Annotated in this window: 26 protein-coding genes; 13 read left to right on the plus strand and 13 right to left on the minus strand. The window is 50.6% G+C overall.

Annotated features, from left to right (window positions below; translation table 11 throughout):
• Positions 1 to 10: 10 nt before the first annotated feature.
• The 3 genes from ACTH5D_RS07475 to ACTH5D_RS07485 all read right to left on the minus strand — a co-directional run bounded on the left by ACTH5D_RS07475 (position 11) and on the right by ACTH5D_RS07485 (position 3,304).
• Entirely contained in the window at positions 11 to 961 is a 951-nt protein-coding gene (locus tag ACTH5D_RS07475) for a DUF808 domain-containing protein (RefSeq protein ID WP_441669792.1), read from the minus strand.
• A gap of 308 nt (positions 962 to 1,269) precedes the next feature.
• Positions 1,270 to 2,292, minus strand: a complete 1,023-nt coding sequence (locus ACTH5D_RS07480; protein ID WP_441669794.1) for a methionine synthase — start codon at positions 2,290 to 2,292, stop codon at positions 1,270 to 1,272.
• A gap of 28 nt (positions 2,293 to 2,320) precedes the next feature.
• On the minus strand, positions 2,321 to 3,304 hold the full coding sequence (locus ACTH5D_RS07485; protein ID WP_441669842.1) for a DUF1852 domain-containing protein: 984 nt from the start codon (positions 3,302 to 3,304) through the stop codon (positions 2,321 to 2,323).
• Positions 3,305 to 3,781: 477 nt separating this feature from the next.
• Between ACTH5D_RS07485 and ACTH5D_RS07490 the strand changes: the two genes are divergently transcribed.
• Positions 3,782 to 4,105 carry a hypothetical protein gene (locus tag ACTH5D_RS07490; protein ID WP_441669796.1) on the plus strand — a complete coding sequence of 108 codons (324 nt, stop codon included), beginning with the start codon at positions 3,782 to 3,784 and terminating at the stop codon, positions 4,103 to 4,105.
• A gap of 277 nt (positions 4,106 to 4,382) precedes the next feature.
• On the opposite strand, the gene ACTH5D_RS07495 is transcribed toward ACTH5D_RS07490, so the two are convergent.
• Positions 4,383 to 5,267: a LysR family transcriptional regulator gene (locus tag ACTH5D_RS07495; protein ID WP_441669798.1), complete on the minus strand. Its 885-nt coding sequence runs from the start codon at positions 5,265 to 5,267 to the stop codon at positions 4,383 to 4,385.
• Positions 5,268 to 5,375: 108 nt separating this feature from the next.
• Here ACTH5D_RS07495 and ACTH5D_RS07500 point away from each other — a divergent pair, with 108 nt between their 5' ends.
• Positions 5,376 to 6,215: an SDR family oxidoreductase gene (locus ACTH5D_RS07500; protein ID WP_441669800.1), complete on the plus strand. Its 840-nt coding sequence runs from the start codon at positions 5,376 to 5,378 to the stop codon at positions 6,213 to 6,215.
• Positions 6,216 to 7,032: 817 nt separating this feature from the next.
• On the opposite strand, the gene ACTH5D_RS07505 is transcribed toward ACTH5D_RS07500, so the two are convergent.
• Positions 7,033 to 8,064, minus strand: a complete 1,032-nt coding sequence (locus ACTH5D_RS07505; RefSeq protein ID WP_441669802.1) for an alcohol dehydrogenase catalytic domain-containing protein — start codon at positions 8,062 to 8,064, stop codon at positions 7,033 to 7,035.
• A 51-nt stretch (positions 8,065 to 8,115) separates the two neighbouring features.
• Here ACTH5D_RS07505 and ACTH5D_RS07510 point away from each other — a divergent pair, with 51 nt between their 5' ends.
• Complete coding sequence (locus ACTH5D_RS07510) at positions 8,116 to 9,168, plus strand: LysR family transcriptional regulator (protein WP_441669804.1); 1,053 nt, start codon at positions 8,116 to 8,118, stop codon at positions 9,166 to 9,168.
• Positions 9,169 to 9,285: 117 nt separating this feature from the next.
• Here ACTH5D_RS07510 and ACTH5D_RS07515 read toward each other — a convergent pair whose 3' ends face one another.
• Together ACTH5D_RS07515 and ACTH5D_RS07520 are read right to left on the minus strand one after the other, a co-directional pair.
• Positions 9,286 to 9,456 carry a hypothetical protein gene (locus ACTH5D_RS07515; protein WP_441669806.1) on the minus strand — a complete coding sequence of 57 codons (171 nt, stop codon included), beginning with the start codon at positions 9,454 to 9,456 and terminating at the stop codon, positions 9,286 to 9,288.
• A 41-nt stretch (positions 9,457 to 9,497) separates the two neighbouring features.
• On the minus strand, positions 9,498 to 10,412 hold the full coding sequence (locus tag ACTH5D_RS07520) for a LysR substrate-binding domain-containing protein (RefSeq protein ID WP_441669808.1): 915 nt from the start codon (positions 10,410 to 10,412) through the stop codon (positions 9,498 to 9,500).
• 93 nt (positions 10,413 to 10,505) lie between these two features.
• On the opposite strand from ACTH5D_RS07520, the gene ACTH5D_RS07525 reads away from it, so the two are divergent.
• Both ACTH5D_RS07525 and ACTH5D_RS07530 read left to right on the plus strand, forming a co-directional pair.
• Positions 10,506 to 11,426, plus strand: a complete 921-nt coding sequence (locus ACTH5D_RS07525) for a DMT family transporter (protein ID WP_441669810.1) — start codon at positions 10,506 to 10,508, stop codon at positions 11,424 to 11,426.
• 351 nt (positions 11,427 to 11,777) lie between these two features.
• The gene (locus ACTH5D_RS07530; protein WP_441669812.1) at positions 11,778 to 11,909 is read left to right on the plus strand and encodes a hypothetical protein; all 132 of its coding nucleotides are present in this window, start codon (positions 11,778 to 11,780) and stop codon (positions 11,907 to 11,909) included.
• 256 nt (positions 11,910 to 12,165) lie between these two features.
• On the opposite strand, the gene ACTH5D_RS07535 is transcribed toward ACTH5D_RS07530, so the two are convergent.
• The 3 genes from ACTH5D_RS07535 to ACTH5D_RS07545 are packed head-to-tail and all read right to left on the minus strand — an operon-like array spanning position 12,166 to position 14,742.
• Positions 12,166 to 13,353 (minus strand): MFS transporter, encoded by a 1,188-nt coding sequence (locus ACTH5D_RS07535; RefSeq protein ID WP_441669814.1) that lies wholly within the window; start codon positions 13,351 to 13,353, stop codon positions 12,166 to 12,168.
• A gap of 28 nt (positions 13,354 to 13,381) precedes the next feature.
• Positions 13,382 to 13,762 carry a carboxymuconolactone decarboxylase family protein gene (locus tag ACTH5D_RS07540; protein WP_441669816.1) on the minus strand — a complete coding sequence of 127 codons (381 nt, stop codon included), beginning with the start codon at positions 13,760 to 13,762 and terminating at the stop codon, positions 13,382 to 13,384.
• Positions 13,759 to 14,742 carry an aldo/keto reductase gene (locus ACTH5D_RS07545; protein ID WP_441669818.1) on the minus strand — a complete coding sequence of 328 codons (984 nt, stop codon included), beginning with the start codon at positions 14,740 to 14,742 and terminating at the stop codon, positions 13,759 to 13,761. Before ACTH5D_RS07545 ends, ACTH5D_RS07540 begins: the two co-directional genes overlap by 4 nt.
• Before the next feature lie 97 nt (positions 14,743 to 14,839).
• Here ACTH5D_RS07545 and ACTH5D_RS07550 point away from each other — a divergent pair, with 97 nt between their 5' ends.
• The 8 genes from ACTH5D_RS07550 (at position 14,840) to ACTH5D_RS07585 (ending at position 20,890) form a co-directional block, all read left to right on the plus strand.
• Positions 14,840 to 15,730, plus strand: a complete 891-nt coding sequence (locus ACTH5D_RS07550) for a LysR family transcriptional regulator (RefSeq protein ID WP_441669820.1) — start codon at positions 14,840 to 14,842, stop codon at positions 15,728 to 15,730.
• A 232-nt stretch (positions 15,731 to 15,962) separates the two neighbouring features.
• Positions 15,963 to 16,682, plus strand: a complete 720-nt coding sequence (locus ACTH5D_RS07555) for a hypothetical protein (RefSeq protein WP_441669822.1) — start codon at positions 15,963 to 15,965, stop codon at positions 16,680 to 16,682.
• Positions 16,606 to 17,379: an AfsA-related hotdog domain-containing protein gene (locus ACTH5D_RS07560; RefSeq protein WP_441669824.1), complete on the plus strand. Its 774-nt coding sequence runs from the start codon at positions 16,606 to 16,608 to the stop codon at positions 17,377 to 17,379. The genes ACTH5D_RS07555 and ACTH5D_RS07560 overlap by 77 nt, the downstream gene beginning before the upstream one ends.
• Before the next feature lie 59 nt (positions 17,380 to 17,438).
• Entirely contained in the window at positions 17,439 to 18,281 is an 843-nt protein-coding gene (locus ACTH5D_RS07565) for a hypothetical protein (protein WP_441669826.1), read from the plus strand.
• A gap of 17 nt (positions 18,282 to 18,298) precedes the next feature.
• Positions 18,299 to 18,535 (plus strand): tautomerase family protein, encoded by a 237-nt coding sequence (locus ACTH5D_RS07570; protein WP_441669828.1) that lies wholly within the window; start codon positions 18,299 to 18,301, stop codon positions 18,533 to 18,535.
• Complete coding sequence (locus tag ACTH5D_RS07575; protein ID WP_441669830.1) at positions 18,532 to 19,206, plus strand: HAD family hydrolase; 675 nt, start codon at positions 18,532 to 18,534, stop codon at positions 19,204 to 19,206. The genes ACTH5D_RS07570 and ACTH5D_RS07575 overlap by 4 nt, the downstream gene beginning before the upstream one ends.
• A 321-nt stretch (positions 19,207 to 19,527) precedes the next feature.
• Positions 19,528 to 19,806 (plus strand): hypothetical protein, encoded by a 279-nt coding sequence (locus tag ACTH5D_RS07580; RefSeq protein ID WP_441669832.1) that lies wholly within the window; start codon positions 19,528 to 19,530, stop codon positions 19,804 to 19,806.
• Between the two features lie 100 nt (positions 19,807 to 19,906).
• Complete coding sequence (locus ACTH5D_RS07585; protein WP_441669834.1) at positions 19,907 to 20,890, plus strand: DNA cytosine methyltransferase; 984 nt, start codon at positions 19,907 to 19,909, stop codon at positions 20,888 to 20,890.
• 257 nt (positions 20,891 to 21,147) lie between these two features.
• Here the strand turns inward: ACTH5D_RS07585 and ACTH5D_RS07590 are convergent, their stop codons facing one another.
• The 3 genes from ACTH5D_RS07590 to ACTH5D_RS07600 form a co-directional block, all read right to left on the minus strand.
• The gene (locus ACTH5D_RS07590; RefSeq protein ID WP_441669836.1) at positions 21,148 to 21,573 is read right to left on the minus strand and encodes a very short patch repair endonuclease; all 426 of its coding nucleotides are present in this window, start codon (positions 21,571 to 21,573) and stop codon (positions 21,148 to 21,150) included.
• Positions 21,574 to 21,585: 12 nt separating this feature from the next.
• Positions 21,586 to 22,974: a hypothetical protein gene (locus ACTH5D_RS07595; RefSeq protein WP_441669838.1), complete on the minus strand. Its 1,389-nt coding sequence runs from the start codon at positions 22,972 to 22,974 to the stop codon at positions 21,586 to 21,588.
• The coding region (locus ACTH5D_RS07600; RefSeq protein ID WP_441669840.1) for an ATP-binding protein at positions 22,971 to 25,041 on the minus strand (2,071 nt) is incomplete at its 5' end. The genes ACTH5D_RS07600 and ACTH5D_RS07595, both read right to left, overlap by 4 nt.

Here is a 25,041-nt window from a genome sequence, read left to right on the forward strand (position 1 = left end):
TAGCCCGCACCTATGCTGAATGCGCCTTCTTGGAAGGAACGAGGTGCAGCAAACCCACAACAACCGAGCCGACCAAAAAGCCAATCACCGCAGAGCATAGCGTGTTGAAGCTCCAGCCCAGTATGCCGCCCAAGGCACCGGTTGCCTCAGTAATGGCCTGCTCAATATGGTGTACCCAATCATAGGGGGCATTGAACCAACCCGTTCCATCGGCGCCCAGGTTAGCCATCAAAATATGCCCACCCACCCAGAGCATGGCGACAGTGCCCACCACTGCGATAGTCGCCAGCACCTTGGGCATAGCAGTCACCAGGCCACGGCCCAACTTCTGCACGCCCGAACTCTCCCGCTTGGCGAGCTTCAGGCCGAAATCATCCATCCTGACCAACAGCGCCACCACGCCATACACCAAAATAGTGATGACAAACGCGACTACTATCAGGCTCACCATCTGTGACCAGAATCCTTGATGGGCAACGGTGGAAAGCGCGATCACCATGATTTCAGCGGATAAAATCAGGTCAGTGCGAACAGCACCACTCACGATCTTTTTCTCGGCTTCCGGGCCCTTTGCCACCGAAGGCTTTTCGTCATCATGGTCACCGGAAAGCTTATGCCAGACCTTCTCCGCGCCCTCAAAGGCCAAATAAGTGCCACCCACCATCAGAATGATCGGCAATAGCATGGGCAGAAAGTGATTCAGCAGCAGCGCCACCGGCAGGATAAAAATCAGCTTGTTGCGGATCGACCCAAGCGCGATCTGTTTCACAATCGCCAGTTCACGCTCCGCTGCCACTCCCTGCAAATATTGTGGCGTCACCGCCGTATCATCGACCACCACGCCGGCCGCCTTCGCCGTCGCACGCCCGGCGGCGGCACTCACATCATCCAGTGATGCTGCGGACAACTTCGCCAAGGCGGCAATGTCGTCCAGTAACCCTATCAAGCCGCCTATGGCCATGGATGCTTCCTCCGTGAATAACAGTTGCAGATAGTAAAGCACATAGCAGGCAGGCCCGCCGCCTGCGGGCAATCCATGGCATCAAAATCGGGCGAACCGTCATGCGGCCTAGCAGGAACCGCTTGATGTCCTCGTCGAAGCGTGACTGAATCTGCAAGCAAACGTTGACGTGTGTACAAGAGTTCTGCAAGGCTACTCGTCAGAGACCACAGCCACGCCAAGAACCTCGCCATCCTTTATACCTCTGATGGCCCACGGCTGGCGCCGTTCAACGATTTGATGAGCACAACGCTTGATAGCGGCCTTGTTCAAAGCTCTTTTCGAATGATCTCCGCCCCGGCGCTCAAGGCACTGAGCTTGCCTCTGGCGACCGATCGAGACAGCGGTGCCATGCCACAGTTGGTGCAAGGATAAAGCTTGTCGGCATCGACGAACTGAAGCGCCTTTCTAAGCGTTGCGGCGACCTCCTCCGGCGTTTCGATGGTGTTGGTGGCGACATCGATCGCACCCAGCATCACCTTCTTGCCGCGAAGAAGTTCGATCAGCTCGATGGGCACGTGGGAGTTCTGGCACTCCAATGAAACAATGTCGATATTGGATTGCTGCAGTTTGGGAAAGACTGCTTCGTATTGGCGCCACTCAGAGCCTAAGGTCTTTTTCCAATCCGTATTGGCCTTGATGCCGTAGCCGTAGCAGATATGCACCGCCGTCTCGCACTTGAGCCCTTCGATGGCCCTTTCCAGCGCGGCGATGCCCCAGTCGTTGACCTCGTCGAAAAACACGTTGAACGCAGGCTCATCGAACTGAATGATATCGACGCCCGCCGCCTCCAGCTCCCTGGCTTCCTGATTAAGCGCTTTAGCAAATTCCCAGGCCAGCTTCTCGCGACTTTTATAGTGATCGTCATACAGCGTGTCGATCATGGTCATCGGCCCCGGCAGCGCCCACTTGATGGGTTGGCGGGTTTGGCTGCGCAGGAACTTGGCATCATCTACGAACACCGGCTTATGACGGCTGACCTCGCCCACCACAGTCGGCACGCTCGCATCATAGCGATTGCGAATTCTCACCGTCTTGCGCTTTTCGAAATCAACGCCGGTAAGATGCTCGATGAAGGTGGTAACGAAATGCTGGCGAGTCTGCTCACCGTCACTGACGATATCGATACCGGCCTGCTGCTGCTCCTGAAGAGACACGCGCAGCGCATCCTGCTTACCTTCAATCAACGTATCGCCTTCGAGCTTCCAGGGCGACCAGAGGGTTTCGGGCTCGGCAAGCCAGGAAGGTTTGGGCAGGCTGCCCGCCGTTGAAGTAGGTAATAGTTGACTCATGAGTGATCATTCCGCGTATTGGGTGACATTAAAGTGAGCGATTGGCAGACCACTGCTCGAGCATCGCCTGGTAGGGTTTGATGAAGTGCTCTTCGGCAAACTTCCCCTGCTCGGCGGCCAGTTGGCTGCGCTCTTCCCGGTCGTAAACGATTTGTGTCAGCGAGTGGTCCGGGTTCTTCAAATCGGGCTGATAGACGTTGCCCGCCGCCGCATTGGCGTTGTAGATCTCGGGCCGATAAATCTTCTGAAAAGACTCCATGGTGCTGATGGTGCCGGCAAGCTCAAGGTTGGTGTAATCGTTGAGCAAATCTCCGGAAAAATAGAACGCCAGGGGCGCGGCACTATTGGCCGGCATGAAGTAGCGCACCTGAAGCCCCATCTTCTGGAAATACTGCTCGGTCAGCGACGACTCATTCGGCTGGTATTCAACGCCCAGTACGGGATGCCGATTGTCGGTGCGGTGATAAACCTTGTTATCCGACACGCTCAAGCAGATGACCGGGGGCTTGTCGAAATGTTCTTGGTAAACCGATGAGTTTACGAAGCTTTTAAACAAGTTGCCGTGCAGCACGCCAAAATCGTCCGGGATACTGAAGCTCGACTGGTGCTTGTTGTGCTCGGTTAGCCGCACGCTGAAATCGTAATCGCGCACGTAGGAGGAAAAGTTGTTACCCACGATGCCTTCAATGCGTCGACCCGTTTGTGTATCCACAAAACGGGGTTTGAGTATCTCGATGATTTGAAACGGCTGGCCCTTGCCGTCAGCCCCCACCGCCATACTCACGGAAACGATATCAAGCTCGACGCTGTAACGATGCCCTTCCGGGTTGTCCCAATGCACCAGCGTATTGAAGCGGTTATTGATCATGTCCAGGGTATTACGCAAGTTCTCGCGGCGCCTCTCGCCCCGAGCCAGATTGGCAAAGTTGGTGGTGATGCGAGTACTATCTGATGGCCGATAGTTCTCATCGAAGCCGATACGTTTGATGGTAAAGGCTATATCGCTAGTCATCGTCATCTGGCCTCCTGTAGCAGGTAATGGGCATGCCGAATCTCGGTCATAAAAGCGCTAGGAGTTTTATACAGGAGCAACAACATGAATAAAAATGTCTTTATTTCATGCCATCTTTAGATATATTCATAGTTAGCAGCAATGGGCGCATCCGAGGCTATCCGGTATCAAGCCCGCGCATTCTCGACCGACCGCCTTTCAACATTCTGCGGGGCGGAACATGCTGTAGTTCTTTAGTCCTCGTCGGCTACCGTACGATCAGCGGGGTGTCAGGGGCATATTCTACGTGCCACTAAGTGACGCGGATGCACAGGCGCTCTGTCAGGAATTCCAGCGAGTCATGCGCATTGGATCAACAACACTTTGCTCGTAGCAGCCTTCTCTTGTGAATGAAGTTGAACGAGCAAAAGTTATTATTCTGCTAAATAGTTTGCCTGCCGAAATCATGCACTTTCATATTCTCTGACTGGACACGCTATGCATAACCTATGGATTCCCGTCGTCGCCATTTTCGCCGTTGCGGGCCTGATATTCGGCAGCCAAGCCTACTCCGAGGCCAAGCGTGATGCTCAAATCGCCGCGATCATATCGGAACGCCTCGACAGCCAGGCACCGGCCGAGATCTCCCACTTGAAGCGAGTCAACAAGGGCTATGGGGTGTGCGGTGATTACAAGCTTTCAGGCGCCGAGTCCGGTCGTTTCTACTACAACAGCGCCACCAAGCGCCTGGCGTTGGACTCCGCCTCGCTGTACCACGACAATTGCGAGGATATTAACGTGGCTGCTCGTCAAAGACGATAAATCCTCATAATTAATGAGAATCGCCCCGGCCACATCGAGCGCTCGCATCTGGAAGCACTGGCCCGCGCGCTACGCTTTCAGCCCCGCTATTTCTTGAAGCAAGGGTTTGAACTTGCGGAATGCATGCCGGTAGCTATCGACGGTGTACTCGCTACACTGAGCCCCTTGGCTCATAAAGGCACCGAGCAAACATTACTCGAGTGGTTACAGCAACGACTGTTAGCCAAATGCCGTAAAATGCCGCAGCGGTGGACCAACTAACGAAAGTAAAGGTGCCTCACTCGCGCATTAAATCAATAAAGGCCCGCAAACTGGGCGGCACATGGCGGTTATTGGGGTAGTAAAGGTACAAGCCGGATATGTAAGGGCACCAATCCTCAAGCACCGTCACTAACGTCTCATCGCGAAGGGACGCGTGTGCATAGAGTTCCGGCACATAGGCGATGCCTAAGCCCGCCACGGCAGCCTCCACCATCAGTTGACTGCTATCCAGCGTCATGGCACCCGGCACATCGACCAACACCTCTTGGCCGTGCTGCTGGAATTCCCAGCGGTAACGTTTGCCACTGGGCAGCCTCTGCCTGATGCACTGGTGCAGGGCGAGCTGATCGGGCGTCTCAAGCATCGGTTTGCCCTGTAAATAACCAGGCGAGGCAACGGCGAGAAACCGCAACTCTCCGCTAACAGGAACGGCGATCATATCCTTGGGAACAGCTTCCCTTAGCCTTATCCCAGCATCGAACCCCTCTTCGACAATATCGACCAGCCGCCCTTCCGCCACCAGATCAAGCTCGACACCCTCGTAAAGCGTTAGGAAGCGGGGCACGACACGCTGCAGCAATAGGCGAATCGCCGCTTCGCTAGCGTTAATGCGTAATCTACCCGTGATCTTACCTTCAAGGCTTGAGGCCTCTTCTAACAGGGTATCCAGCTCGCCCAAAAGCGGGCCCAAACGCAAAAGTAAACGCTCACCACTTTCGGTCAACGAGACACTGCGTGTGGTGCGGTGTAAAAGGCGCGTGCCAAGTCGGCGCTCGAGGGTTCGCAAAGTATGGCTCAGAGACGACCGGCTGACGCCCATCAAGTCCGCCGCTTGGCGAAAGCTACGATGTTCGGCCACCGCTTTAAACGCCTTGAGGTCGGCTAACGTCGGCTTATTCATTGGTGAACATCCCTCACTAACTTGTCTCAATTATTGAGTATTCAATTAACAGTATTACTGGCCTAACCTATCTCTCGCAACGCTCAATCACTTCACGGGAGATAACAAATGGCTAAAACCTGGCTAATCACAGGCACTTCGACCGGCCTTGGCCGCCTGCTCACCGAACACCTGCTAGAACGGGGCGACCGCGTGGTGGCCACCCTACGCCGTCCCGGAGCCCTGGATGACCTGCAGGCTCAGCACGGAGAGCGCCTTTACGTGGTGAACTTCGACGTGACCGATACGCAGGCAATGAGACAGGGCGTAGCGCACGCCTTTGCCGCCTTCGGTCGAATTGATGTGGTGGTCAGCAACGCGGGCTATGGCGTGTTTGGCGCCGCCGAAGAAGCCACGGACGAACAGATTGAACGACAGATCGCGACCAACCTCACCGGTTCGATTCAATTGATTCGGGCGGTGCTACCCCACCTGCGTGGGCAAGGTGGTGGGCGTATCGTGCAGGTATCGTCGGAAGGCGGCCAAATCGCCTACCCGTGTTTCAGTCTTTACCACGCCAGCAAATGGGGCATCGAAGGGTTTATTGAGTCGGTCGCTCAGGAAGTCGCCCCCTTTGGAATCGATTTCATTATTGCCGAACCCGGCCCCACGGCCACCCAATTCGGCGAGGCGCTGGATCGTACGAACCCCATGCCCGTATATGAAGAAACACCCGCGGGCGAAACGCGCCGTGCGTTGGCGTCGGGGGCTTTCGCCATTAAAGGCGATGCGATTAAAACCGTGAACCGCCTCATCGACACCGCCGACCTACCCTCTGCCCCGTTTAGGCTAGCATTAGGCAGCACGGCCTATCACTCCATTAGCCAAGCGCTGACGCAAAGGATGAAAGAACTGGAGGCAAACAAACCGCTAACGCTGGCGGCCGATAAAGATGAGTTCATCGAATAACCTATCCAAGCTCAAAAGATACCAATGAGCCGATTACGGCGCTCTTTCGGCTCAGATAATGAGCTGAATAAGATTCGTATTCGGCTCACATAGGGTCATTCGCATGCTTTAACGCTATTTCTTTAGCCTTTCTTCTATATGTGCACTCAAAGTTCACAAAATAGAACGTTATTAAAGAACGCATCTGGTTAAAAACGCGACATGAACGCATAGAGCAAAACCGGAAGAGCCGCCTACTTTTAGTATATGAATCTTGCGAAGATAAGCGATGAAGAAATCGAAATACATCTGGGCGCGCTTGATTCACCCAATCAACTGAAACCGACGTATGAGCTTTGGAACATTCGACGTGAACATTGGTTGCCGCTCTTCCCTGCTGTAGAGCGATATGACCGGGATCGGGAAGGTTGAGCAAGTTCAAGAGCGGCCTCTTAGGCCAGAAGGCAATCGATCAGTGCTTACCTTCAATACCCAGCTTTTCGCCTTCCTGACGTTCTTGCTGAGCCCAGTTTTCCAAATTTTCTGCCAACTGAGGTGATTGATCAATATGCAATTTCTCCGCCGTTCAAACGCATGGCATCCCGACAACTTCTCCAACCGCTTTGTACCGTCATTAGGATGCTGAAATCGCTTAAATGACAAACGAGGCCGATCACCATAATGATGCGGCCTCGCAAGACTAAATAAGAGGCGACAACTTTCGCCTCTTTTCTACGGGGATACTCTTTTCTACGGGAATAAAGGACACAACCGGTACGGGAAGTTTTTCTGATTAAAAGTTCTGCTTTCTGCAGTACCTCACGAGCCGCTTCGTCTATCAGTTACCCTGTGAGGGGGTAAACACGCCACGGAATCGCATCTTACCGGAGACAAGACGATCATATGCTTCGGTTGCCTGATCGAGCGAGAAAGTCTCGACAATCGGCTTAACTTTACCTTTTGCTACAAGGTCAAGCACCTCACTGAGGTAATGCTGTCCCCCATGTGTTGAACCGATCACTTTCTGTCGCATCATGTGGAACGGCACGCCATCGGATGAGATCGAGAACGGCTTTGTAAAGTCGAGCCCGCAGAGTACCACCCGGCCATCCACTCTTAGTCCGTTGATCGCTTCTTCCGCCGAACTGAAATGGTTGGTGGTGACAAGCAGGATGTCCGCACCGCCAATATCTCGCAGCTCTTTGCCATTGGCAACGACTTGGTCAGCTCCCAGTTGGATGGCCAGTTCTCGCTTGTCCGGTGAATGTGTAATAGCTATGGTCTCAAATCCACACGCTTTGGATAACTGCAAAGCCATGTGTCCCAAGCCGCCAATGCCCACAACAGCGATTTTCTCGCGTGGCTGCGGCGCAGCGTCACGCAGACCGCTCCAGGTGGTATACCCCGCACACATCATCGGGGCGGCATCTACATACCCCAGGCCGTCGGGCAACAACACTGTCCCTTCGGCCGAAATAACAATGTACTCCGCATGGCCGCCTTGTGCTGCGAATCCCGTAGTACGGGGCTCGTCGCAATTCATCGCAGTCTGCCCGGTGAGAGGACGGCTTTCTCGGCAGTAAGGGCAACGTCCACACGCAGACTGCACCCAGGTCGTGCCGACCCGATCTCCTACCCTGCGAGTACGCACCCCAGCGCCGACTTCGACAATCTCGCCGACAACTTCGTGTCCCGGCGTTTGAGGATAGATATCACCACCATAACCTTGAGTCGCCCACACATCCGTGTAACACATTCCGGAGGCATGAACTTTCACCAGAACTTGTCCCGGTTCAACCTCAGGAATGGGAACTTCTTGAACTTCCCAGGGCTGATTGGGCCCCGTCATCACGATTGCCTTCATTTTCATCGTCTTCACCTTTACATTTGGTGCGTTGAAGTATCCCGACGGCGAAAGAAGTTGGCGATCAGTAAGGTTCTCAAGCGATCGCCTGACGGGATGGTTCTCAACGGTGAGCTGTCGTTTTTCACACTAACGGATTCAGCTTATGGTACCTTTATAATCAAAACAATCCGTTTAATACTTGATGATAAGATGAAAGTAATTCACCAATTAAAAGGCACCGATCTGCCGGCGTTCAGCGTATTTCTGGCAGTCGCGAACCATCGAAGTTTCCGTAACGCGGCCATCGAACTTAACATGCCCCCCTCGGCGATCAGCCATTCAATCAAGGTTCTCGAGCGACGGTTGAACGTTCGGCTTTTCAATCGAACGACTCGCAGCGTCTCCTTGACAGAGGCAGGAGAACGCCTCGCGGCGAAACTACGTCCGGCCATGGACTCGATAGAAGCAGCTATCCTAGAACTGGACGGCAGTGACCAGCCTCCAAGCGGTACGGTGCGCATCAATGCAAGTGAAGGGGCCATTCGCTTAGTCCTAAGGCCTGTACTTGCGAGCTTTCTGCGTAAGCATCCTCAGGTACATCTCGACATCGTCAGTGATGGCAAACTCAGCGACATCGTGGCAGACGGCTTTGATGTCGGTATTCGACTGGCAGAAGCGGTACCAAAAGACATGGTGGCGGTACCCGTCATGGGACAGGTGAGGTTCGCGGCAGTTGCTTCTCCAGACTACTTCAAACGGCGAAAACGCCCAATCGTGCCGCAGGATCTCTATAGTCACGACTGCATCCGCTTTCGCTTTGAAAGTGGCGCGATCTACCGTTGGGAGTTTGAACGGCAGGGAATCGTCGAAAGGATCAATACTACAGGGCCCCTGACGTTGAGCGATCAGCCGTTGATGGTGGAGGCTGCAATTGATGGAATCGGCATTGCTTTCGTGCCCGACCATCTTGCGGCAGAAGCACTGCACGACGGTCGCCTCGAACGAGCCCTGGAAGACTGGTGCCCGGCGTCTCCGGGATTGTGCCTTTACTACTCGGGTCACCGCCATATTTCATCAGCCTTGCGCGCTCTCATCGATACGCTAACTGGCAAGATAAGACATTCATAACGTCAGGAGTGCTCTCCGCAAGGAGCCAAGTCTTATCGTACATTGTCCGGTTGCTGCATGTGCATTCGAGTTATCGTCTGCCACTCTGCGAGATATTATAAAGATCAAATGATACAACTAACCTGCTATCGGCAACCGTTTTCGGCTAAAGGCGGTCAAGGCCACCAGCAACGCTGTGATGGTTAATATTGCCACTGCGCTCATTGCCATACCCACCCCAGGAGCCCCCTGCTCAAATTGCCCAAAAACAAAGGTGGAGACGGTGCGCATACCGGCTGGTGCAACCATTACCTGATAGGCTGCTTGTAAGTTTCGTGCAAAGCCTAGTGTCACTTACCACTCAGCATCTCACGCAGCCAACCAAGCAACGCTTCGCTGCCTGCGCGTTGGGACGCACCCTCCCGTGTGTATAGGGCGATGGCATCATGCTGGGACAAGCTCGCTGCCACTGGGCGGATAAGTTCGCCATTTTCAATTAAGCGTTGCGTTGTGCGCCGCCACCCCAAGGCGATGCCGTGCCCCGCGACAGCCGCTTGCAGTAGCAGCGGATAACTATCGAAAACAGCACTCTCCACAGATGAGAATTCAAAGTGCCCCATGGCACGAAACCAGCCATCCCACTCCAGCCAATCTGCCGGCTCCGCGTGGTGGTGCAGTAAGCGATGGCTAAGCAAACTATCGAGGCTCAGCGGCGTTGAGACCCCATTCAGATAGGCCGGGCTGCAGACCGGAAATATCTCATCCTCGGCGGTAAACACCATGCGGTGGCTGCCGCTGGGCCTGCCGTTGGTTTGCAGCGCAATGTCGAAGCTGCCACTAAATTCGGTAATTGGCCGTGTTGAAGTGGCCAACTGAATCTCAATCTCAGGGTAGCGCCGGTTAAAGTCAGCCAGCTGCGGCATTAACCAGTAAAACGCTTCGCATAACTGGCAGAACAGCACGACGCGCTTATCGTCGGGATCACCACGCAGCTCCTGAGCGTCAGTGGCAATACTTTCCAGCGCTTGCGATACCGTTCGACCAAACTCGCGCCCCTCTCGGGTAAGAAACACACCGCGGTTACGGCGTTCAAAAAGCATCACGCCAAGGTCTTCTTCCAGCGCACGAATCTGTCGGCTGATCGCCGCCTGGGTCAGGTGGAGCTCATCGGCCGCGCGCGAAAAGCTTTCGAGTCTGGCGGCAGCCTCAAAGGGGCGCAGCGTCGCCAGCGGTGGAAGCGGAAGAGACTTGGTGAATTTATCCATAATCTGAGCTCATACATCGTGACGCAGAAGTCGTTTGAAGCACGGACAGCAACAAGGGCAACCTAGAACAGAATTCATCACTGGATCGCTCTAATGAAGCCTGCTCCCAAGCCACAAGACAATATTCTCCAGGGCATCATACTTATCATGGGGGCCGTCTTCCTGCTAGCACTGGCCGACGCATTGGTTAAGTATCTGAGTACCAATATGTCTTTATGGCAACTCTATGTCATCGCGTCATTAATGTCGCTGCCGATACTGGTTGGTTTGATCAATGGCCATCCCGGAACACAGCCCAAAGTAAAATCTCTGCGCTGGGTAGCAATCAGAAGCCTGCTTCTGCTGCTCATGTGGATAGCCTATTACGCCGCTCTACCGTTGATTCCACTTTCAGTGGCAGCCGCCGCCATTTATACAACGCCACTGTTTATAGCCTTACTGGCCGCATTGGGGGCAGGCGAGCATCTCTCACGCTTGGCGTGGTTAGGCATCCTCTGCGGTTTTCTGGGCGTTTTGGTAGTCTTGCGGCCTGGCGATGACACCTTCACACCGGCCACCCTGCTGCCTGTGCTTGCCGCCATCTTCTATGCCCTCGCGATGCTGGTCACTCGCCATCACTGCCAAAGAGAGCATCCATTAATTCTGACCTTGGGGCTGAATCTAGCGTTTCTTGCAGCGGGAGCATTTTTCAGTGTGCTAGTGGCCGCCAGTAAAACGGGGCAGCTTGCTGAAACTGCGCCCTTTCTGTTTGCTAACTGGCAACCACTAGACGCCTCAGCACTAACGATCATAGGCGTATACGCGCTACTGCTGATTATCGTTAATACAGGTGTGGCAAGGGCTTACCAAATTGCCCCTTCAGCGTTGATTGGCACCTTCGATTACGCCTACCTAATTTTTGCCAGTGTTTGGGGTTACCTGCTATTCAGCGAAGTACCTGATGGCTTGACCTGGTTAGGTATGGGCATGATCTTAATGGCCGGTTTGATGGTGTTGCGTCAGCCGCGTATCTGACGCCTATCTTCTGATAAAACTACTGAGAAACCCTCGGTAGTTATTCAGCTCATACTACGAGCCGATTGTGATTTATATTTGGCTCATAGGCTAATTAGCCAGGCAGGATGAATAAAGTTGCTCCCTGCAGCTCCACTTCCTTGGCCAGTACCCGACCACGCGGCTTTTTACGGCATCGCACTCTCTATGTTCAGCGGCTCCGTATGCTGTCTGCCCTTTTATCAACACGCACACCCAGCGCGAAAGTGCTTTCCACTGCTGGCAACCGCAGCGGGCGGCATCAGTGCATGAGGGCTAACGCTGTATGCATTATCGCGGGAAGACCAGCTTGCCATCATCAGCAGCGTGATTGTGTCGATGTACCCACTGATACCGGTCGTGTTTGGCTCGCTGGTGCGTAGGGAAAGGATTAGCGGTGCGAGTATGGTGGGGATAGCGCTTTCAATTTTGGCGATGGTGGTGATTGTGGCGGAGAGTGGCTAGGCATCTGAAGACGAGCGTCTTGGTTGGCCTTACATGTTTTCCAGTCATTTTAGTATTTATAAGACTCACTGTGGAAAACGTAGATGGGGCAAGTTTTTGACTCATACCCGAGGGGAAGTGCTCAACCTTTTAGGAGTTAAGCCGCCTGTCACTCCCATGAACCGGGCTATAAGTTGGCGTTACTAATGAGCAAAGTAGATAGAAAAAGCAGCAGGCCACTAAAACAGGCCCACCGCTTCGCTAAGTTAGTTTTTAACTATTCTGCTGGAGAGTTTGCAACCGCTGGGCCAGACATTAATGCGATAGTAGCGGTACCCAGCGCTGTCGCAACAGCGGCGAATAGATAGATCTCATTAAGCCCAGATGTCGACAGCACGATAGCGCCAAGCACCGCACCAAGACCTATCGCCGCATTAAAAATGGCGACATAAATTGCAGAGGCCGGTAGAGCGTCATCACCAGCTTCCTTAAGAATCCAAGTCTGGAATCCCACCAAAACAGCTCCGATGCCCCCACCCCAAAGAATAAGCATTAATACCTTGCCCCACAGACCCATAACATCCGATAACATCGACAACAGCCACAGAGCTGCCGAAGCTAAGCAAAGGGCAACCATCAGAACCGATTTGAGCCAGCGGTCAATCAAGTTAGCGGTCACTACATTGGCTGCCAATCCAGCACCACCAAACGCCAGGAGTAAATACGCAATCACTGATGGCTTGATATCGCTTTGCCCAACAAGGTAGGGTTCGATGTAAGTGAATGCCATGAAATGAGAGGTAACTACAAGCGTGGTGGCGGCAAAGATACACATGAAACGCTGGTTAGACAGCACACGTCCCATGGCAGCGGCACCGAAACCTTCGCTTCCTGGCAACTTAGGCAGCGTGGCGAAACACACGACTGCGACACCAAATGACAATACCGCAACAGCAGTAAAGGCTGCACGCCAACCGCTGATAGAGCCCATCAAATTTGCTAGCGGCACACCCAGTACGCTGGCAGCCGATACGCCTCCGAAGATGATGGATGTGGCAAGTCCTACGCGATGGGGAGGCACAATCTGAGCACCGATAGTACCGATCATTGCCCAGAAGGCACCATGCGCTAACGCACCAATCACTCGTGCGCCCATGAGCGCAGGGAATGTTTCAGCCATGGCGGCAACTCCACTGGACAGAGCAAGGATTAACATCAAGCCAACTAAAAGTTGACGCCGCGGCATGCGGGAAAGAACGACAGCAGAAAAAAGCGCCGCTGCAACAGCTATCCATGCATAGAGGGTAACAATCAGGCCCGTCTGCGAAGTAGACGTTCCGAGAGAACTACCGATATTAGAGAGCAAACCGATCGGTGCCAGCTCCGTGGTAACAATAGTGAAGCTACCTACGCCAAGAGCCGTTACAGCCACCCAGTCTTGCCAAGTTGTTTTTTGAGCAGACATGCCAACCTCCTTTTCTCTGTTCAAAAAATTAGACGGACGTGAAAGCGGATTTCGCCGCTGTAATAGCATTCATTGACGCTGGGATACCCGCATAGACCGCCACCTGCAGAACGATTTCGACAATCTCTTCACGAGTTACCCCAGTATTCAATGCGGCTCGCATGTGAAACTCGAGCTGCCCCGGAGCCGTACCCATTGCTGCGAGCATAGAGATAGTGAGCATTTCGCGCGTATGTAGCGAGATCTCTTCACGATCCACTACATCGGTAAAAGCAAAACCCAGTAGTATCTCAGTTGCGTCGCCGTGAAACTCATCAAGATTTTGCGCAACGCGTTCAGGCGCACCGGGCTCAAGCCTCTCAAGAAGAGCTAACGCCTGGGTACGTCGATAAGAAGCCGAGTTACTCATACGTTCACTCCTTTCATGCCTTCTGAGGTGTAGCGTTCACCTACCACAGGCAACGATGCCGTGGCCTGTTCAAGTTGCCTCTGCTCGTCCACACTGAGTTTGATGCTTGCTGCAACGACATTCTCTTCGAGATATTGCAGTTGCTTAGTGCCGGGTATCGGCACGATCTCTTGCCCTTGTGCCAATAGCCAAGCCAGCGAGAGCTGGGCAGGAGTGCAACCCTTATGCTCAGCCAGTTCAGCAATCACGTCGGCAATTCGTCGGTTGGATCCAAACGCTTCCTTTGCAAAACGAGGTAAATTAGCGCGAACATCATCACTGTCGAGTTCAGAGGTATTCTGAAACCGGCCGGTTAGGAATCCGCGGCCAAGCGGAGAATAGGGAACGAAGCCAATACCTAGATCACGACAGGTAGGCAACACGGCACTCTCTACTTCGCGCGACCAGAGAGAATACTCAGTTTGCACTGCAGTGATAGGATGTACTGCATGAGCACGACGCAGAGTTTCAGCGCTGACTTCACATAAGCCTATACGAGCAATCTTTCCAGATTGGACAAGTCGCTCCAGCCCACTAATGGTCTCTTCGAGCGGTTCTTCAGGATTGATGCGATGAACATAGTAAAGGTCAATTTGCTCCACACCGAGCCGACGAAGCGAGGCTTCACAAGACTTGCGCGCGTAGTCAGCACTATTATCAAGGGTACGTTTGTACTCCCCTGGGTTGCGCACGATGCCGAACTTGGTTGCAATTCGAATTTGAGACTTGCTACGTGATAGGAACTTTCCAATCAGCTCTTCGTTATGATGCGGCCCATACATATCTGCTGTATCAAAAAAGTCGACCCCAAGCTCTACAGCTCGCTCCAAAACCCGCAAAGACTCACTATCATCTCGAGGCCCATAGAACTCGCTCATACCCATGCAGCCCAAACCAATTGCCGAAACGGTTAAGTCTTTTCCAAGCGTTCGCTTTTTCATAACGACCTCCTTAATCATGGAGGTTACAGCGTGACAGGATCAAAAAATGGAAAAAATGCAAGATACTGACAAAAGGGTTTCCATTATCGGAAATAGCATGCCCCGAGGTCTGGTTTGGGACGATACTCGGGCATTTCTTGCAGTAGCGCGCTGCGGAACGCTGAGTGCGGCTGCTTTGGAACTCAACATCGGCATAGCGACACTCTCACGGAGAATCGAGCGACTTGAAACTGCTCTGAAACTTCCTCTTTTTATACGTCAGCAATCGGGCTATCAGTTAACGGAGGATGGCGCCGATCTCGTAGAGAAGGCTGAAGTAATGGAAGCGGCTGCACAGGCTTTCTCATCAGGCGCGGACATTCAAGCGCAGATAAGTGGGCAAGTGCGACTAGCCACAGCCGAAAATCTGGCTACCGAGTTAATACTGCCAGCACTCCCAGCATTTCGAGCGGAATATCCAGAGCTTTTAGTGGAAGTTGTGACTGATATCTCGACCATTAATTTGCATCGAAGAGATGCCGATCTTGCGGTACGGATGGTTCGACCCGAAAGGGGCAATGTCACTCTGCGCCGTCTGGGTACCTTAGGGTACGGCCTTTATTGCAGCCCAGACTACGAGTCACGCCGAGAAGCCAACCCTGATCAAGGTGACTACGATACGGATACCTTCATCACTTGGGGGGAGATCCAGACGCATCTTCCTGGCGCTCAATGGGTAGAGCGGATCCTACGCGGGCGCAAGCCAGCACTGACCACGACTTCACTTGCTACACAGGTAGCAGCAACTAAGGCGGGGCTTGGGCTTGCCGTGCTACCTCACTTCATTGCACGCGACAGGGGGCTGGTCTGTATCGACTCAGACATTGGGGTCGACCAGCCAATCTATCTAGTTATCCAAACAGACCTTGCAAGATCGCGGCGTGTCCGAGCACTTGCTGACTTTCTCACAGATCTGGTGGCTCGACATCATGAACGGCTTAGTGGATAAGCGGCATATCTACTTCCCATCCACATTCTCCTCTCCATAGATTTAGCCAGCATAAGCATGCTGGCCATCAATACTTTCCACTTTTGAAAAACAAATTAAGAAAATTTGTTAAAGACTGACCTTTCTAATAGTCGCAATCTTTTCATGGCACCTCGACGGAATTGGCGAGTGTAAACATTCCATTTTCGTTGAGAGCTTTATCTAACTGCAACGATTCGCCATGGAGAAACCTATGCCTTCTCAAACCCTTTTGATTTCTCGGTATTTCGTAAAATCCGGTCAGGCAGACGCACTCGCTAACAAACTGCAAGAGAATGATGCGTCTCGCATTTTTACCTCACTTGACGAGTCCGAAGTGTTAGAGCTTCGGAGTCTCGAAGGCAATCTTGAACTCACGGCCTTGACTGCCTCAACTATGCCGATTGATCAGAAATTCTCAGAGTATCTTGTCGGGGACGTACGCCGAGAGCTACTGGATTTCGTTGAAGCACCCAAAAATATCGACACACTTCTTCCAACAACTCCCTACATTCAATTAAGACATGTCGAGGTCAAGCCAGAGGCAATGGATGGATACCGTCAGTGGCGCGAAGAGACGATCTTCGATGTAGTGCGTAATGCAGACGAGGTTCAAGCCTTCCTAGCGTATCACTCAGTGATCAGCGGACAGCCCGGTGTGATGTTTGTCTCAGGTTTCTCAGCGGATCCGGAAAGCTACAACGCGGTTTTTGCCTCGGATCGCTATCGCGAAATTGTTCAGCAGGCTGGTGATCAATATATCACTGGTGGCTCAGAGGGACTTTTCACTAAAACTTATCGGGCGCTATTCCCACTTGACAGCCTAATGGGATATGGAAAGCTTCTAGGAGGTTCACATGACCTGCGAAACTTTAATTCTTGTTTCAGACAAGTTTATAGACTTTACCGCCGACAAGAAGGCCATCACCGTTAGTCAACTCAACGCTATGCTCGAGATTCCTGAACACATTCTTCCGGGAACACTAAAGCTGATACCGGGACTGGGTCTCTCAGATAACGACATAGAAGAACTAACCACCAAGATCAATGCTCAACGCATTACACCTCATCGTTGGGATGCCACTGCACTCGCATTCCGTCCTCGCCCAGTCCAGCCTTGTCTATCTCACAAGAGATTTCCACACAATACGCTAATAGGTACCCCTCATCAGTTGGACGAGAACCGTTTCAGAATGGATCTCTGCATTGACGAAAATTCAGAGCTGATGGGGGATCACCAGACAGGACAGCATGTTCAGGGCATGGTGTTGATAGAAGCATCGCGCCAAGCCTTCCTGGCAGTGACTGAAACCTTCTTCAAAAATGAGACTGAGGAAAGTGTTTATTTTGTCATTAACTCCATGACAACTGAGTTTAAGGGATTCGTATTCCCGGTCTACTCGCATATTGATTATCGGATAGTTTCGAAAGACATCAACGAACGGCGAAAAAAGTTCTATGTGGAAATCGATACCATCCAGGGTGGAGATATGCGCACCAGATCTTCAATCTCATTCACTGTGTACCCTGACTGGATCATCTCTGAGCGTGAGGCTGCTTTGGCGAGAGACACTGCCAAGGTATTCCTTAGTGAGTTCCAACAACCTTCCTCGATTACTGTCGCGGAATGAAGTTTTTGAATGAAGTAGGTCGGGACTATATGTCCCGATCTACTCGCGGGAGGGTTAATATGCAAACACAGACCTACCAGTTGAGCCTAACGACCCAAGGCCCCCTTTATCCACCCAGTGAGGTAATGGACGAAAACGGGAACTTCATCGTCATCGGCGCTATAAGCCGCCCCAATTCTGCAGGCGGCTGCGAAACTCAATGGGGCCGCGCGATCGTCTCACAAAATAGTGCAATACCGTCTTTCGGCGGGATGGCGCCCTACGATATTGTCGAAAGCTTCGATGACTATTTACCCAAGCACCTTGCAGGTAAGGTGCTACACACACTTCCACTGCCCCTACCGTGCACCAACTATCCGATGCTCTTCGCACCAGAGCAATATCCAGACGCAAATTCGGAAAGCCGACCGAGCTATGCTTTGCATAAAGTACCCATTCCCGACCTGAAGCCAGAACATGGCCGACAATTACAGCAACCTGTGACCCTCGAAGATTGGATGCGTGCCCGTGGTGAGCTCACCGTAAAAATAGTAGATAACGGACGCGCGGGACGCTTTACTTTCCTGCTAGAGGGACTAATACCGTTCTCACTGTATACCATTATGAGCTTGCGTCAGCATGATCTAGACCCCGCTGGGCCAACACGCCCTGGGCCTCTAGGTGTGCCCAATGTATTTGTAACCGATCATCAGGGATCTGCGCAGTATGACGTTATTTTGCCGAACCCGTTCCCATCGCCAAATATTGCTGGAGCGAATCGAATCGTTAATGTGGTCGTCCTGTGGATGAGCTATCAGATGAGTCATGGAGGGGCAATTGGTCGCTATGGACTGGGCGGGGACATCCATGCCCAACTCAAGTTTCGCAAGCCAATGTTCGATGAGCTTATCACTCAAGCCTGATTTGGAGAGAAGACGCTATGCCTGTTATTCACATTTCTACATTTAAGATAGCAGACCAGGAAAAAGCCCAGGCTCTTCTCGAAGAGGTCACTGCTGCTATGCACCGTGTCACTGGTGTTCCACTCGATAAGATAAGTGCCTACCTGACCGAAGTAGAGCCGTCCCGATGGGCTGATGCAGGAGTATTAGGATCGGATCCAACTTTTCAGACTCAAAGCCGCCGGAAAACTTATGTCGAGGAGAAGAAAGAATGAACACTGAAATTCGATTTGCTTTTTTCGATGTCGATGAAACTCTAATCAAAATTAAAAGCATGTTTGAGTTCTATCACTACTGGTGTTACAAAGTTTTGCTTCGCCCTGATATGCACGATGATTTCGAGACTGAATTTTCACGCATGCTTTTTGAGGGCCGTACAAGGGAAGAACTCAACCGCTATTATTACCGTTATTTCACAGGAGTCGACCCACAAATGCTTAACCTAGCCGGTGCGGATTGGGCAATGGAACGCCTGGAACATCCTGCTGACCTCTTTATTGCACCAGTGATAGAAGAACTTCAGCGACTACAAGGGGAAGGAATCACTCCAGTTTTCATTTCGGGTTCTTTCCATGCCATTCTCGAACCAATAGCGCACTCCCTCAAAGCACCCCATATTCTTGCAACTATGCTTGAAATCGGTGAGGACGGACTATATACAGGGAATATTATATCCCCTCAAACTATTGGTATAGGCAAGGCATTAGCAATTCAGAACTTCCTTCAACAAAAAGACACATCTCCACAACATTGCTACGCTTTCGGTGATGATATTTCTGATCTGCATATGCTTGGAGTCGTCGGCTATCCGGTCGTAGTGGGAACTGGCAGCAGCCTTGCCAAACACGCAGCTATGGCCAACTGGCGTGTCATCGCGACCTCATAGTTCTGACCATAGAATAACTGCAGTACTTTTAAACCGCACGGTAAAGACACGAAAGTCAGCGCCGCCCCTCTCCGCTTTACCGCCCAAAGGGCAGCAGTGCATGGATACAGATAACTGACTCAGACCCATGATATGACTTGGGCAAACGTCGCAACCATCGCTGGTAAGCCGAGCAAAACGCGAATGGGTACGGCATCAGAGCGGTCTGCTATATGGTGTAGGCGCGGGCTTAGGGTTTGCCTTGCAGCTCAACTTCCTTGGCCAAGTGCCTGAGCATAGCGCTTTTTATGGCATCGCACTCTGCATGCTCAGCGGCGCCGTATGCTGTCTGCCCTTTATCAACACGCACACCCAGCACTAAAGCGCTTTCCACTATTTTCAACTGCAGCGGGCGGCATCAGTGCACTAGGGCTAACACTGTATGCACTTTCGCGGGAAGTCCATATTGCCATCATCAGCATCGCGATTGTTTCGATGTACCCACTGATGCCTGCCGTGTTTGGTTCGCTGATGCGCGGGGAAAGGCTTAGCGGTGTGAGTATGGTGGGAATAGTGCTTTCAATTTTGGCGACGATGCTGATTGTGTCGGGGAGTGGTTAGTAGGACTATCCGAAATATATCCACGACAAAATAGGCAGGACAAATTTAAACCTGGTAACATGCCTCATCGTTCAAAAACGTCTCAATTGAAGAAGGCTGTATGCTCAAGTTCGTGGATCTATTTTGTGGTGGTGGCTTTGGTGCCAGGGGAGCGGTCAAGGCAGGAGCTACTCCAATTCTTGCAGTTGATGCTTGGCAGCTTGCCGCATCCACATATAAGAGCAATTTTCCTTCTGCAGAAGTCGTCTGCTCGCCTATCGAAGACTTAGATCCAATTGAGCTGGCAAAAAAATACAAGCCTGATGTGCTATTAACTTCACCCGAGTGCACTTCTCACTCGATCGCTCGGGGAGCCAAGCCAGGTTGTGAGCTAAGCAAAGAAACAGCTATTGGCATAATTCCCTGGATCGAAACAATGAAGCCACGCTGGCTGATTGTGGAAAATGTGAACAGGATGAAAAAGTGGGGGCGGCATCAAGAGCTGGTTAGCGCTATTGAGTCATATGGCTATACCGTAAATGACTTGCTCCTTAATTCAGCAGATTTTGGAGTTCCGCAGGCACGCAAACGTATGTTTTTAGTTTGCGACCTGCAAGGGTCTGTTATTACTCAGGAAGATCTAGTCGCGTTACGGCCTAAAAGTATTAGTTCTGCTCGGTCAATTATTGACTGGTCTGGTGTTTACAAAAGCCGTCCTCTTTATAGGGAAAAGAGAGCACAAGCAACGATCGATAGAGCAGAGAGGGCTATTGAAGCCCTGGGAAGAGGAAAAGATTTTATTATCGTTTACTACGGGTCAGATTACGCGGGAGGCTGGCAATCACTTGATGCACCACTTCGCACAGTAACTACCATCGACCGATTTGGCTTGGTTACGTGGGAGAATGACATTCCATATCTGCGTATGTTACAACCACCAGAGCTACTGAAAGCTATGGGTGCAGGCTCTAAACATCTCCTCTCTCACGGCAGCCGACGGGACAAGGTTAAACTTTGTGGCAACGGTGTTTGCTCTCCAGTCATGGAAACGATCTTCAAAAAAATTACTTTAATCGAAGATAATCAAATAGGCCTTGCTTCCTGAATGTATCTAGCTGAAACCGATTTGGCCGTAACTCATTAAACAGTTAATAATCAGATAATCCTCTGCCCTCATTACTTTTTGTGAATAAAATTACGGGCGATAAATTGGCACTTTTATCACTAGCCCCTAGCTCGCATCTTGCGCTCACCATAATTAAAATCAACATATAGCAAGGGTTATCTCGGACGTGAATATAGATAGCACAATAAAAATCGCATTAGTTATTCCGAGTCAAACTACTAAATAGCTAAACAACTTTAAAAGTAAAGACTGCTTCCTTTCATTTCCAGCACACACACCACACGGTCAATTGCATTTGCTAGAGACTGTTTAATTTCATGCTCCCAAATTCGGAAAACCTGCCACCCATCCGCTCTTAGAGATTCATTATTTCGTCGATCTCTGGCGACGTTACTATTAATTTTATCTAACCAGAATTGAGTCCGCGTTTTAGGTTCCACAAAATGATCTGGGCATTTATGCCAGAAACAACCGTCAACAAAAATCACTGTTCTCGATGATGGAAAAACCAAGTCAGGCTTTCCTGGCAACCGGTTTCTGACTTTATATCTGTAGCCCAAGCCCCACAAAGGTTTGCTGAGAGCTAACTCAGGCTTGGTGTTCTTACCATTGATCCGCGACATACAGTAAGAACGTTGTTCCTCGGTTAGCACATCTGTCATAAGTGTTCGCCTCTATAGAAAACCTATTACGCCAGGTCTTGATGCATACTGAGAGCAGTTAAATGTTATGGCAGATAGGATCTGATCCCTCACCCGAAACAAACTAACTCCGAACCACTGATTGTCATCCGGCTGAGCTCCTAGCTGATATTTAAAACTGAATTTCACGATGTAGGCTTTTCCGTTAACATCAATTTGTGGAAGCCGGTACACCCCGTCATGAGCTCTGTCTTTCTTGACTCCTTGGCTTGTTGTAAAAGAAGATAATTCTTCAAATTCAGCTGGGATCAATGCACCCAGAATATACCTGGGGAACTTAATTTTCCTTTGAGCATAATCACATGCTGCAGAAATCTCTAGAAAGCCGAGGATAGTCTCATTCCTCGCCCTTTCAGTCAAAGCGCGTCCGTCTGCCTTCCCTTTTCGGCTGAGAAATTCTTCATGAACTAAACATTCGATTGAACGGCCAATCCTTTTCTCAAATTTTTCTACGTTTTCTTTTGTTTCCAAGTATTGGCTATTTAGGCATATGAAAACGCCTCTACTGTCTTTTGGGAAACTCTCCGGCACCTCTTCAATATGGTAGAAAGCATTCAGCTTTGACTTTGCCGCATTATCAATATGCTGCTTTTTTCCTATCTCAGGAATTGCGCCAGCCCATTTGCTATCGAACTCAGCACTGGACATGGACCTGACCTGATCCTCAAGAATAGGAATGAGTCCTGCTTCCATTGCCAATGCTGGATTCTTTTCTGCGTTCTTCAGACCAATAGCCTCGTTGCCTATTGCAGCCAGGATTTTCCGCAGTTCATCTGCCCTATTCTCAATGGACATGCTTTCATTGTTGCCCTGGGCCAATGAGTACAACATGGTAACAGCATTTCTTCCCGCCTCGGATATCCGCACTTCCCAATTAAAGAGAATGTCAAATAACGAATTTTCTACAATCAAATTTTTTAACTTCTCTCTAAGCTTCCCCCGCTCTGCAAGAAACTCTGTTTTTGAGATGACAGATACCTGCAAAGGAAGTGTCATGTTATCGCGATGCCGCTCCTCCAGCAGCTGCATTACTTCGGCAACATCCTTTTCAAGCTTTGACCAGATGCATAACAGGTAAGGGCCCGTTAGAGTTAGTTTTTGAAGCATTTTAGCTAACGGACCTACTAAATTAACTGCTTTTGCGTTTTGTACTTCCGTTAGGTTCAAGTCTGTCACTATGATCCTCGGGGATACCCACTCCGAAATATCCACGTGATCTATACCGCTCTCATTATTCGGATCATCGTTGACATATTGGATCGGCAAGCAGGGTATTCCAGCGTCAAAAAAAGCATTCTTTATATTGTCCAACTCATTATTGTTATCATCTATAACCACAACACTAGGCAAACCAGAAATCATTCTTTCACCCCTTTAAATACCATAACAATCGCAGCACCAGAATATGCATTCGGTAAATCCAGTTCATCGCAGGTGGTGACAATCAACCGTCCACCAATGGTTTCCATTACCTTATCAGCATAATATAGGCCGAGCCCCATTCCAGCTGAGCGTGTCGTCTTGAATGGCAGAACTGCTTGGTCGGGCGGGATATCAAATCCTGGACCATTATCTGCAACAACCAATGCCGGACCCTCTTTGAACCAGTCTGTCAGTGTAAGCAGACGCATTGCCGGGCTGTATTCTTCTCCCTCCTTTTCCGCTTTCAGTTTGGTCCAGTGGATCGCGTTATCAACAAGGTTCGTCAGAGCCGCCTGCAAAAGGCCAAAAGGGCCTTTAACCTTGAAATCAGGTGACTCATCGACGAGAAGGGGGCAGGATACGGTGATTTTATGATGCAGAAAACGATGCTCCGACAGATCAATTACTCTCTTTGCCAGTGCCTTTATACTAAAGGTTTTCTGTTCGTTCCTGCGAAGAAGAGGTGTGAATCCTTCGAGAAGTTTTGACAAATGATCCGATCTGTTGAGCAGTGCTGTATGGGGGTCGCTTCTTTTTATTGCAGCATTCAGTTCATCCACTCCCCTTTCAACCTCATGAAAAATTACAGCCAAGTTTATGCCAGCAATGCCTGAAGAAAGCGTAACATCCCTCATCTGTTTGTAGTCGGACTCAATCTGATTGACCTTCCCGCCAATTTCCTTCTCAAGGCCGTGTTTTTTGAGGCTACTTCGGATGGACTCGATATTTTCTGTGAATCTTGCGTCTGGGTCTTGTTTAGCCGCTTTAGTCTCACCATCGATATATTTTCTTACTGACTCCCGGTGATCGAAATGAAGCTGATAAAACTTGTCCAGAGCACTGAGGATAATCCACCGGAATCTTTTGTAGGTTGAATTCTCATCAAACCCTTCTCTGTTGGTTTTTTCCTTCAGGTCAGAACTCTGCTCCAGATCCATATGCAGACTAGCTATAACCATATTGTTGGCTATTTTTTTTCCTGGAGTGTTTATACGTGTCGTATTCAGATCAAGCCAGTCGTCCCCAACCTCGCCATAGTTAAAAACACGAATTCCATCCCGGTAAACACGCACACCTGTCTGTTCATCCAGGTACTTTTTAACATCCTGGTATGCGCCCTGGGCATTAAGAATTTTCCTGTCTCTCAGGTAGAAATAGAATGTTCCAGAGATCGGGCCTATACCTTCCATATCGGGTTTTGCAAGCAGGAGGTTATCCTTCACTCCATTCTTTCGCGATGCCTTTTCCGATTTATCCGGAGGAATCAGCTCAAGCCTCTCATCATCGGCATTCTTGGAGTCTGTCAAAAGCTCCTTGAAAAGAGAAGGAGGGCTGAATGAGTAGGAGTAGGAAAACTTGGCATCCTCATCAACAAGAAAGTCATATTGCCAGATCGCCCTGCTCAATACATCCTCAGCGTCCAGAACATCCTCTATATCTTTTTCTCTGCCAGGAACAGATAGATTCACTGAAAATTCTGACACCTCACTGAACGGTGATACCAAACTGGTCAGGAGGCGTTTTAAACGGCGTATATCCCCTCTTGCCCAGATTTGATTGTTGAGGTTATTTATTTCAATCCTGGTTCCTGTTTCCCCATCCTGAAATATTTCTGGCCTCTTTAACTCCTCAATCCCCACCTTAGTGTCTTCAATATAATTCGACTCATTAATAAGGGAGGACCAGTCGATTTGTATTTTGCATTCAGGATGTCCTTCCGCCCGGGTATTTATTGTTAATTCAGTGCCTAGCTTGTGAACAGCCAGCCTACCAACTCCTTTTTCACCCAATGGCATTCGGTGATATTTTGGGCTTCTCTTTCTGTTGTACTTTCTCTTGCTGTCTGTTCCGATCTCCATCCACTTTTCAATGATAGTGTCCCGGCTCATCCCACAACCATCAAAATCTCTTACAATTATTTTCGGGTCACTGGCTTCCATATCAAGAGTTACATCAACCCGTGTTGCATCCGCATCATATGCATTTTTTACCAGTTCAAATATAGCC

Origin of the sequence: Halomonas sp. (assembly GCF_052095695.1) — a bacterium.
In the GTDB taxonomy this organism is placed as follows: Bacteria; Pseudomonadota; Gammaproteobacteria; order Pseudomonadales; family Halomonadaceae; genus Vreelandella.